Source organism: Acinetobacter stercoris (assembly GCF_900323515.1).
Taxonomy (GTDB): Bacteria; Pseudomonadota; Gammaproteobacteria; order Pseudomonadales; family Moraxellaceae; genus Acinetobacter; species Acinetobacter stercoris.
Map to the genome: position 1 here is coordinate 1 of NZ_OOGT01000132.1, position 10,971 is coordinate 10,971.

The 10,971-nt window shown below is 36.5% G+C and carries 11 protein-coding genes; 4 read left to right on the top strand and 7 right to left on the bottom strand.

What is annotated here, in order from left to right; all coding sequences use genetic code 11:
• Positions 1 to 54: 54 nt before the first annotated feature.
• The 3 genes from KPC_RS13095 to KPC_RS13105 form a co-directional block, all read right to left on the bottom strand.
• Complete coding sequence (locus KPC_RS13095) at positions 55 to 2,217, bottom strand: malate synthase G (RefSeq protein ID WP_121974808.1); 2,163 nt, start codon at positions 2,215 to 2,217, stop codon at positions 55 to 57.
• 394 nt (positions 2,218 to 2,611) lie between these two features.
• Positions 2,612 to 3,766 (bottom strand): cell division protein ZapE, encoded by a 1,155-nt coding sequence (zapE, locus tag KPC_RS13100; RefSeq protein ID WP_121974809.1) that lies wholly within the window; start codon positions 3,764 to 3,766, stop codon positions 2,612 to 2,614.
• A gap of 97 nt (positions 3,767 to 3,863) precedes the next feature.
• On the bottom strand, positions 3,864 to 4,874 hold the full coding sequence (locus KPC_RS13105) for a helix-turn-helix transcriptional regulator (RefSeq protein ID WP_121974810.1): 1,011 nt from the start codon (positions 4,872 to 4,874) through the stop codon (positions 3,864 to 3,866).
• A gap of 151 nt (positions 4,875 to 5,025) precedes the next feature.
• Between KPC_RS13105 and KPC_RS13110 the strand changes: the two genes are divergently transcribed.
• Both KPC_RS13110 and KPC_RS13115 read left to right on the top strand, forming a co-directional pair.
• Positions 5,026 to 6,528, top strand: a complete 1,503-nt coding sequence (locus KPC_RS13110; RefSeq protein ID WP_121974811.1) for a flavin-containing monooxygenase — start codon at positions 5,026 to 5,028, stop codon at positions 6,526 to 6,528.
• A gap of 46 nt (positions 6,529 to 6,574) precedes the next feature.
• Positions 6,575 to 7,486 (top strand): lysine exporter LysO family protein, encoded by a 912-nt coding sequence (locus KPC_RS13115; RefSeq protein ID WP_121974812.1) that lies wholly within the window; start codon positions 6,575 to 6,577, stop codon positions 7,484 to 7,486.
• A gap of 56 nt (positions 7,487 to 7,542) precedes the next feature.
• Here KPC_RS13115 and pyrF read toward each other — a convergent pair whose 3' ends face one another.
• Both pyrF and KPC_RS13125 read right to left on the bottom strand, forming a co-directional pair.
• On the bottom strand, positions 7,543 to 8,241 hold the full coding sequence (gene pyrF, locus KPC_RS13120; RefSeq protein WP_171334494.1) for an orotidine-5'-phosphate decarboxylase: 699 nt from the start codon (positions 8,239 to 8,241) through the stop codon (positions 7,543 to 7,545).
• A 247-nt stretch (positions 8,242 to 8,488) separates the two neighbouring features.
• Entirely contained in the window at positions 8,489 to 9,037 is a 549-nt protein-coding gene (locus tag KPC_RS13125; RefSeq protein WP_121974814.1) for a helix-turn-helix domain-containing protein, read from the bottom strand.
• A gap of 91 nt (positions 9,038 to 9,128) precedes the next feature.
• Here KPC_RS13125 and KPC_RS13130 point away from each other — a divergent pair, with 91 nt between their 5' ends.
• Both KPC_RS13130 and KPC_RS13135 read left to right on the top strand, forming a co-directional pair.
• On the top strand, positions 9,129 to 9,785 hold the full coding sequence (locus KPC_RS13130) for an AzlC family ABC transporter permease (RefSeq protein WP_121974815.1): 657 nt from the start codon (positions 9,129 to 9,131) through the stop codon (positions 9,783 to 9,785).
• Positions 9,782 to 10,108 carry an AzlD domain-containing protein gene (locus tag KPC_RS13135; protein ID WP_121974816.1) on the top strand — a complete coding sequence of 109 codons (327 nt, stop codon included), beginning with the start codon at positions 9,782 to 9,784 and terminating at the stop codon, positions 10,106 to 10,108. Before KPC_RS13130 ends, KPC_RS13135 begins: the two co-directional genes overlap by 4 nt.
• Before the next feature lie 52 nt (positions 10,109 to 10,160).
• Here KPC_RS13135 and KPC_RS13140 read toward each other — a convergent pair whose 3' ends face one another.
• Together KPC_RS13140 and KPC_RS13145 are read right to left on the bottom strand one after the other, a co-directional pair.
• A complete protein-coding gene (locus KPC_RS13140; RefSeq protein ID WP_121974817.1) occupies positions 10,161 to 10,526 on the bottom strand; it encodes a lipopolysaccharide assembly protein LapA domain-containing protein in 366 nt (121 codons plus the stop codon).
• A 17-nt stretch (positions 10,527 to 10,543) separates the two neighbouring features.
• Positions 10,544 to 10,849: an integration host factor subunit beta gene (locus tag KPC_RS13145; protein ID WP_121974818.1), complete on the bottom strand. Its 306-nt coding sequence runs from the start codon at positions 10,847 to 10,849 to the stop codon at positions 10,544 to 10,546.
• Positions 10,850 to 10,971 lie beyond the last annotated feature (122 nt).

A 10,971-nucleotide genomic window follows, 5' to 3' on the forward strand; every position in this document is an offset into this window, starting at 1 on the left:
ATTATTTATTGTAAAATTAAAAAAGCTCCCGAAGGAGCTTTTTAGTCAGTGAAATTAATCGCCTGTATAACCTTTCAATTTTAGACGTGCAGCATGCAATAATGGCTCTGTATAACCAGATGGTTGTTCTCCACCTTTAAAAATCAGATCAGAAGCAGCTTGGAACGCATAACCATCAAAATTAGGAGCCATTGGCGTATATTCTGGATCATTCGCATTTTGCTCATCTACAATTTTAGCCATGCGTTTAAGAACTTCTTCAACCTGTTCTTTTGTCACGATGCCATGACGTAACCAGTTTGCGACATGTTGAGAAGAAATACGAAGCGTCGCACGGTCTTCCATTAAGCCAACATTGTTAATGTCTGGAACCTTAGAGCAACCTACACCCAGATCTACCCAACGAACAACATAACCTAAAATACCCTGACAGTTATTTTCAAGTTCTTTTGTTTTTTCCTCATCAGACCAGTTTGTATCAGTCGCTAATGGTGGTGTTAACAAATCATCAAGTGATAATGCTTCTGTTTTTAACAACTCTTGTTGACGTGCAGAAACATTACATTGATGATAGTGAATCGCATGAATCACAGCACCAGATGGAGATGGAACCCACGCACATGATGCACCAGCTTCAGGATGTTCAATTTTTGTATTGTACATATCCAAAAGCATATCTGGCTTTGGCCACATACCTTTACCAATCTGTGCCTTTCCACGCAAACCAGTTTGTAAGCCAACCATCACGTTACGGTTTTCATATGCAGGGAACCATTTTTGAGCTTTGACTTCACCCTTACGAACAAATGGACCAGCTTCCATAAATGTATGGATTTCATCACCCGTACGATCCATAAAACCTGTATTAATAAAGATCGTACGATCTTTTGCTTGGGCAATACAGTTTTTAAGATTTACAGATGTTCGACGTTCTTCATCCATAATACCGATTTTGAGTGTTTTCGCAGGTAAACCAAGTGCCTGTTCAGCACGTTCAAATAACTCTACGGCAAATGCAACCTCTTCTGGTCCATGCATTTTTGGTTTAACAATATACATCGAACCTTTACGAGAGTTTTTGTTTTCATTTTCATCGCGGATGTCTGCAACAGTAAGTAGTGGTGTTACCAAAGCATCCATAATGCCTTCGTAAATTTCTTCACCATCTACAAGAATTGCAGGGTTTGTCATCAGATGACCAACATTACGAAGCAACATTAATGAGCGACCATGCAAAGTTGTTTCACCACCAATCAAATTTTTATGAGTACGGTCTTTGTTCAATTTACGAGTGATCGTTTTACCATTTTTCTCGATCGACTCCTCCAGAGTACCGCGCATCAAACCTAACCAGTTACGATAAGCTTCAACTTTTTCTTCTGCATCAACCGCTGCAATAGAATCTTCTAAATCTTGAATAGTAGTAACCGCTGCTTCAAGAACTAAATCTTTAACACCTGCAGCATCTGTTTGACCAATTGGGCTATTTGCATCAATCTCAACAATGACATGTAATCCATTGTTCAATAATACAATTTCAGATGGGTTTGCTTCTTCACCATTAAAGCCTACAAATTGAGCTTCTTTAGCTAAAGTTGTTGTTGAACCATCTTTTAAAGTAACAACTAATTTTTTTGCATCAATTGCATATTTGGTTACATCAACATGTGAACCAGTTGCTAACGGGAATGTTTCATTCAAAAAGTTTTTAGCAAAAGCAATAACTTTTGCACCACGCACCGGGTTATACCCTTTGCCTTTTTCTGCACCGCCTTCTTCTGAAATAACATCAAAGCCATAGAGTGCATCATATAATGAACCCCAACGCGCATTTGCTGCGTTTAAGCAATAACGAGCATTACGTACAGGTACTACAAGTTGAGGACCTGCCAATAAAGCAATTTCTTCATCAACATTTTCAGTTGTTATTTGGAAATCTTCTACTTCTGGTAATAAGTAACCAATTTCTTTAAGGAAAGCTTTGTAAGCTTCTAATTCAAATTTGTTGTTGCGGTGCCATTCATCAATTTTAGCCTGAATATCATCACGCTTTGCTAAGAGCGCTTTATTTTTAGGGCTAAGATCGACAACGACTTGTTCAAAGTTCTTCCAGTATGTTTCACTGTCCAGACCTGAACCTGGTAAAGCTTCATTTTCGATAAAATCGTAGAGTTCTTTAGCAATCGCTAACTTGCCTTTTTGAATACGTGCAGTCATTGTCTTTCCTGATATTGCTACTTTTTATAACAAGAGTTTCTTAGTATACCGATTTATACTTTGCTGAATAGTAATATCACATTCCTAAATAGTAAGCATTTTAATTGCAATACATACCTAAATATGTATAAAAATACCGTTCAGGAAGTAACCATCATCAACAATATGAATACTCATCTACAGTGTATAAAGTTTTCAAAATGTCGAAATTAGACTTAAGTTCACATTTTGCAAATAAAATCCGTGGATTCCAAATGTTATACACTCTTCCCAAAACATTGATTAAGCCATGAAAGTAGTAAAATGTCGATAAAACATTTAAGGCGAAGATCACAATATTTGTAATAAAAAAGCACTCGATTCCGAGTGCTTTTTTATTACAAGATATAATAGTTTATTCAACTTTCAACTCATTGTTTTTATTTTGAATTTGTCTGTGTTCTGACTGTAGGTAATCATCTGATTGCATTTCCAATAAACGTGAACGCGTACGTTCAATTTCGAATGCTAGTTTTTCACCCTCATAAATCTCGATAATAGAATCTGCTGAAGTTAATAACAGCTTTACTCCGCGATCATAAAACTCATCAACCAGATAAATAAAGCGACGTGTCCCTTCAGATAAAAAATCATTCAGATGAGGAACATTACTGACCAGTACGGTATTGTAAATGTTTGCAATTTCAATAAAGTCAGATGGACTACGCGGCTTCATACATAGCTCGGAAAACTCACACCAAAGTACATCTTCTGTATGCCCTAATGTTTCAACTACACGATGGTTGATATTTATTGGCTCTTTAGAAACCAGTTGTGTTTGAGTCAAAGCATGGAAACGTTCAGCTATCCATTGTTTATTTTCATCATTGAGTGGTGTTTTGAAAAGCTGTGCCTGTTTTAATACCCTTAAACGGTAATCAACACCCGCATCAACATTTAAAACTACACAATGCTTTTTAACCATTTCAATAGTAGGCAAAAAACGGTCACGATGAATTCCGTTTTTATATAAACCATCAGGTGCAATATTTGAAGTTGCAACCAGAGTGATGCCTCGAGTAAAAAGTTTCTGAAACAAATCACTCAAAATCATAGCATCTGTAACATTTGATACAAAAAACTCATCAAAACAAATAACTACAGCATCTTTATAAATCTGATCAGCAACAATATCCAGAGGATTCCGTTGCCCTGATAATTTGTTTAACTCTTTATGGACATATTGCATAAAGTGATGGAAATGCATACGTGTTTTGCGGCGAAATGGAATCGATTCATAAAACTGATCCATCAACCATGTTTTACCCCGACCAACTCCCCCCCACATGTATACTCCTCGTGGTGAGGTTTGGCGTCTAAATCTGCGAAAGGCTTTCTTGGATGCTTTATACCGGTTAATTAACTCTTGCCAGACACGATCCAGCTCATGAACTGCTTGAGCTTGTGCATCATCAGGTAAAAATTGCCCTGATGCTAAAGCATTCGCATAACGCTCCGCTGGAGATACGGGAGTAAATGAAGTATTTTGACTGGACTTAAAATCTAACATATCGTTCGCGTACTTTATATTGGCCGGTGGAAGTATATCGAATAATGAACATTGGTAAATAACGCTTTAGCATAGTATTTGTTGCTTTATTCATGTTTTATTTACCATATTGTCTCGGACTCTGACCAAACCAGCGTTTAAATGCATGATTAAATGCCGCAGGTTCAGAATAACCCAAAAGCTCGGCAATCACTTCAATTGAATATTCTTTATATTCAATTAAACGTAATGCTTTATGCTGAATCAACTGTTCACGTATTTTCTTATAACTGGTGTTGAGTTGCTGCAATTGATGACGCAATGTTCGTTCAGGTAAATTTAAGGCAAGAGCTGTTTCAGCCATTGTAGGTATAACACCTTGCTGCAACTCAAGATAATCATTCACACGTTGTATCAATGAATGTTCCTCTAAATCTTCAGTACCAAGTCTTTCGATTTCATCCATACATTTCGCCTGGTAAACACGAAATGTCATTAAATCAGAAGAAGGTATTTTGACCGTTAAAACATCATGACTAAGCCAAAATGCAGCTTTTTCACAGTTAAAATGCAAATCAGAACCATAATAATCTTGGTATTGTTTAAAAATTTCCAGATCATCTGGCTTTTGGAAAGGAAGTTCAACACGTATATTCGGGATTGGCAAATTTACCATTTTATAAATATCTTGTATAAACTTATACGTCCCAGAAACCTCACTCTGCGCTCTTAACAATCCTCTTTCAGTTGCTAAATCAATAGGTTGGTAAGTTAAAGCAATATGATGATCAGATTGTGCTGCTCCTAAAACACCATATAAATGAGTCAATCGCTGAAAACGTATTCCATTATCAATAGCATCCTGGATCGTGTCACAAGATACCAATAGCATAAGCAAAGGGCCATAACCAGCCAAAGCATAATGTTGCCCGATAAACAATCCTGTTTCCGGTTTTACATTCAGTCCGATAACTTTTTGAATATCCCATTCCAAACTAGGATGAATAGTAGAACTTGGATCCAAAGCATCTGCCTTAATTCCAATACTTGCAAGACGAGCATCAACATCAATGCCTGCATTACGCATACCTTGAATTAAGTACATTAAACCGAGAATCGAACGTTTCATTTTTTCATATCATCCTTGCTATATCGTTTTTACAATAAAGTCATGTTTTTGAAAATTGCCGAATATATCAATTTTTCTGTCGGTGTGATCATGTTACCAATTAGAAAACATTGCTAATCTTAACCTGCTTTAAAAAGTAAGGATAATAAATATGACGCCTATCTCGTCAGAACAACAAACAACAAAAGTTGCCATTATCGGATCTGGATTTGGAGGTCTTGCTGCTGCAATTCGCTTACAACAATCCAATATTCATGATTTCATTATTTTAGAAAAAGCCAGTGATGTTGGGGGCACATGGCGCGAAAATCAATACCCTGGTGCAGCATGTGACGTACAATCTCATATGTACTCACTATCTTTTGCACCCAAAACAGATTGGTCAAAACGTTATGCTGATGCAGCCGAAATTTTTGATTATATTAAAGGTCTTTTCCATGATTATCATCTGGAAAAACATTGCCAATTTAATCAGGAGGTCGTTTCAGCTCAATATAATGAAGAAAAATTAAATTGGCAATTAGTACTTAAAACTGGCAAAAAGATACAAGCACAGTTTGTGATTTTTGCCTCAGGTCCATTACATGTACCTCAAATTCCAAAAATCAAAGGTATTGAGAAATTTAAAGGTGAAGTTTTTCACTCTTCTCAATGGAATCACAACTATGATTTAAATGGTAAAAATGTTGCCTCAATTGGTACTGGTGGTAGTGCCATTCAATATGTGCCAGAAATTGCTGCAAAAACTAAACAGCTATATGTTTTTCAAAGAACAGCAGCATGGATTATTCCTCGTGATGAGCGTTCTTATCACCGTCTTGATAAAAAATTATTTGGTCAATTTGATTGGTACAGAAAGCTGCACCGTGCAAGGTTATATTGGTCAAATGAATCACGTGTAGTTCCAATTGTTCAGCCTAAACTCATGAAATACGGTCAAAAGCTTGCTGAGGCTTTTATCAAGTTTCAAGTAAAAGACAAGGAAATTGCGAAAAAACTCACCCCTAACTATGTCATGGGGTGTAAGCGAATTTTAATTTCAAATAAATACTTTCCAACATTTAATCGTAAAAATGTTGAGCTGGTTACCGATGCAATTCAAGAACTGACAGAAAATAGCATTATTACCAAAGATGGCAAAGAAAGACCTATTGACTGCCTGATTTATGGTACTGGTTTTATTACAGATCCAAGAATATACCTTAAATCTTTTGATTGTTATGGGGAAAATGGTGTTGAACTTAAAGATGTCTGGAAAGATGGAGCTGAAAGTTATCTTGGAATCAGTACCAAAAAATTTCCGAATCTGTTCCAGCTTTTAGGACCTAATACTGTACTTGGTCATAATTCCGTAGTGTTTATGATTGAATCGCAAGTAAACTATATCCTGCAACTCATTAAATTGGTCGTTAAAACTGAAACACAGGCAATTGTTGTACGAGATAAAGTGCAAGATGCATTCAATGATCGAATACAGGAACAGTTAAAAGGAACTGTTTGGCAATCAGGATGTGTAAGCTGGTATCAGCAAGATGGTGGTAAAAACTTTGCCTTATGGCCAACTTATACATGGAAATACTGGTTAGAAACCAAAAAAGTAAATCCAGCTGACTATCAGCTACTTGGAAATAACAAACAATTTAGTGCAGCTTAATGATTTACTTGACATAATAAGTAGATGTTAAATCTATCTACTTATTATGTCTTCTCTATTCTTGATAATACAAATATTCATTTGTCTCTGCTTAGGCTATTTTTTTGCAAGAAAACTACCAGTAGTTATTCGTAATTTTATCTTCAAAATTTTGCCTTATTTTTCATATCTACTATTGATTAGTGTCGCATTCGAATTGACTCAAGCACTTCAAGGGATTGAACATCCTTGGGCTATTTTGCCTCCTGCCCTAATCTTGGCAGTGTCTACATCCATACTTTCTTTTTTTACATGCCTTTTAGTCTATAAACTCATTGATAAAAACAGTGTACAAGGTTCTATCTCATTAGATCTTTTCCTGAATGCACTAAAAAATATCAGCTACGCATTCATCGCTCTTGCAATTGGGGCTGCAATAGGATTAGCAGTCAATCAGTTAAATCTGGATGTAGCTTTTAATAGTTGGTATTTGCTTCTAGTGTTCATCTTACTTATTGGTGTTGAGCTCGCATATACTCACTTTGACCGTTCATGGCTCAGTATTAAAATTTTATTTGTACCCTTAGCTGCATTTATCGGTTCCACCCTTGCCGCACTTTTATGTATTTTTATTTTAAAAGATTATAGCTGGAATGAACTGGTCGCACTTTCACAGGGTTATGGCTGGTATTCTATGTCTGGTATTTTAGTCACACAGATACATTCTGCCGAATTAGGTGGTATTGCACTATTGACTGATTTATTTAGAGAAATTGTTGCAATTCTTTTAATGTATACAGTCGGCTGGCGCTTTCCGCGCTCTGCTATTTCGAGTGCTGGAGCAACATCTATGGATGTAACCCTTGCTATGGTTAAACAATCCTGTGGAACACGTTATGTTCCGCATGCCATGATGAGCGGATTGATTTTGACCTTAATCGCCCCACTACTCATTAGTTTTTTTCTAGGCTTGTCTTGAAATTTATATTTTTAGAAATTTAGGGAAGACAGATAAGCCTTCCTTAAATTTTCAGACTAAGCTATAGATACCAAAATGTCTTTTAAAGCTTGTGTTGGGTTTACTGCCTGAGTAATCGGACGACCAATAACCAAGTGCGTTGATCCGTCAAGTAACGCCTGTTTAGGAGTTACAATACGCTTTTGATCATCAGCATTTGCACCAGCAGGACGAATACCTGGAGTTACAAGAGCAAAATTTTGCCCCAACTCTTCACGCAACATTTTAGCCTCTTGTGCTGAGCACACCACACCGTCCAGACCACTTTCTTGTGTTAACTTTGCCAATCGTCTTACATGCTCAAATGGTTCAATATCCAGACCAAGGTCACGCAAATCTTCACGCCCCATAGAAGTCAAAACAGTTACTGCTATTAATTGAGTTTGATAATTGCCTTCTTTTAAGCGTTCTACACAGGTTTCCATCATTTTACGACCACCAGATGCATGAACATTCACCATCCAGACCCCTAAATCTGCAGCAGCACAAACAGCTTGCGCAGTAGTATTTGGAATGTCATGAAACTTTAGATCAAGAAAGACTTCAAAACCTCTATCCTGTAAAGCACGAACGACTTGAGGACCTTCGTGAGTGAACAACTCTTTGCCCACTTTTACGCGACACAATGCAGGATCTAATTGTTCCGCCATATTTAATGCGTCATATTGGCTTTTAGCATCCAAGGCAACAATGATACTCAAGTGACTTACTTCCAAGTAAAAAAACTGTGCCTATTATAATGTTTTATTTAATATTGTAAATTTTCAAAAGACTGATCATTGAAAACCAGATATTCAGATCAATTCCTACTCATTTTTAGAGTTAGATTAAACTATAAATTAGATTAAACTATAAATTAGATTAAACTATAAAAAAGTTATAACAACTTACAATGAATCAATCATATTAGATTGATTCATCCTGTATAGCTTAAAATTTCAAACATTTGATAAATATTAGATCTTAATTTTGCTCAGAAATTAAAATCGCACGTGTATCTGGAAGTAAAGCCTCAAAGATATGTTCCTGATCTGCTGGATAACAAATATAATCCCCGGTTTCCAGCTCAACAGGGTTTGCAATCAACCCAACCCGTGCTTTACCTTGCATAATTATAATATGCTCCACACTTCCTATCGGATGTGGTTTGGAAATACGCGGCTCCCCAAGTTCTGTTGTTAAAATATAAACATCCCTTCTCGCCCCTGGTGGACAAGTTGCCAATAATACAGCTTTGTAATGCGCAATTTCAGATGTCACAGATGGTCCTTCACCAAAGCGAATGACTTGAGTTTTACTAACATTTGATTCCATCAACTGTGCAAATGGAATGTTCAAAGCTACGCATAAAGACCAGAGTGTTTCAAGACTCGGATTACCTTGTGCAGATTCGAGTTGGGACAAAGTTGATTTGGCAATACCGGCTCTTCTCGCGACTTCTGCTAACGATAAACCAGCCTTTAGCCTTTCTCTTTGTAAACCTTTTGCAACAATTTCTATTGGCAGTGTCATATATCACCATATATCGAACATTCGTTTCATTTGACGAACGAATCATCATTATTTATTATATCGTACGAACATTCAGTATAGAAATAAAACCATGAAAGATAATTTAGACCATAACTTAGTCAAAACAATTATCCTTATTTCCTTAGCCACTGGATTAGTTGGTATCTCACTCGGTTCTATCGCTGCCAGCTTTAACCTCCCTATCTGGATCCCGTTACTTCTATCTATTAGTGTACTGGCTGGTGCGGCTGAGTTTACTTTTATCGGAATGATCGCAACTGGAACAAATCCGATATTTGCAGCCTTAACTGGTATCATAATTAACCTGAGACACTTACCATTTGGGTTATCTGTTTCCACTTTTCTTGAAAAAAACTTTCTACGATTCATCGCCTGTCACATCATGAATGATGAAAGTGTGATGTTTGGTCTTAGTCAAAATAAACCTCACTTAAAAAAGCAAGCTTATTGGTTATCTGGTCTTGGAATTGCCATCATCTGGCCCATTGGAATATTTTGTGGCTTTTGTCTCGGACAAAATATTCCTAATATTGATGCTTTTGGTATTGATGCAGCATTTCCTACTATCCTTTTTGCACTGATTTTACCTTTACTTAAAAATAGAATAACCAGACAGCGAGCAATTTTAGGCGCTACGTTTGCAATGATTTCCATCCCATTACTTCCAGCAGGTTTACCTGTACTTATGTCTTTATTTGCATTATTTTTTGGAAAACATCAAAAATGATTTTTAATACGAACCTTATTTTACTCGGAATTTTTATACTTGCTGCTGCCACATATCTTATCCGTTATTCAGGTTTGTACCTATCGGATCGTATAACTTTTAATGCCTCTCAAAAGCAAAGTTTCACGGATTCCGCTTGTGTATTGCTTTTTTCTTTAGCTGTTATAAATACACTATTTTCAGGAACCCATTTTTCTGGAATCAGCAAAATCATAGGAATATTGATAGCGATTATTTTTGCATGGCGAAAACACAGCATTATCGTTGTTATTTTGGTTGCAATTGGTGTCACAGCTGCACTTCGTTATTTAGGTTTTTCATAAATAAAAAAATAGCCCTTTAAATAAAGAGCTATTGATTTGAACAAAGTGATAATCACAAAGGATTTCGATTTTGATCTTCTGGATTTATATCAAGAACCGTTTTTTCATGTCGAACACTTGCTGCCGCTTCTGCTGCCGCCAATTGTGCTGTCTGAATCTGCTCTTTACGCAAACGATCTATATCTTTACGTAAGCGTTTAATTTCCCAGTTATTTTGAAATACTCGGAAAACCTGTACACCAAATAACAGACCAACCACTATTCCAATCACTAATGTCAATAATACCAACAGCCCTAAGCGCATCGCTGGTACTGTTGTAAACAATAGGTCAACTTGCACTTCAACACTGTTTTGTAAAACAAGAGCCAGTGCATAACCAAATATGACGATTAATAAAATAACTAAAAAATAGCGCATAAGAACTCCGAAAGATTTTATCCTGCTGCAGATTCGTTTACTGCATCACGGAGCGCCTTCCCTGGTTTAAAGTGAGGTACAGCTTTTGCTGCAACTTCAACTGACTTACCAGTTTTAGGGTTGCGTCCAACACGTGGTTCACGGTGATGTAGCGCAAAGCTACCAAACCCACGAATTTCGATGCGATTATCAGATGATAATGATTCGATCATCTGATCAATCATGATCTTAACAGCTTCTTCTACTAATGGCTCTGCTAAATGAGGATTTTTTAATGAGATTCGCTCAATTAAATCAGATTTATTAAGTGCTTCAGTAGTCATCTATGACCTCGTTAATTATCATACTACTTAGGTATAACCTGAATAATAACCTGTTTAAATACAAAACGGTAGCGTAATAAGTAAATACTACGCTACCGTTTACAGTATTTGTGTAAAAATAT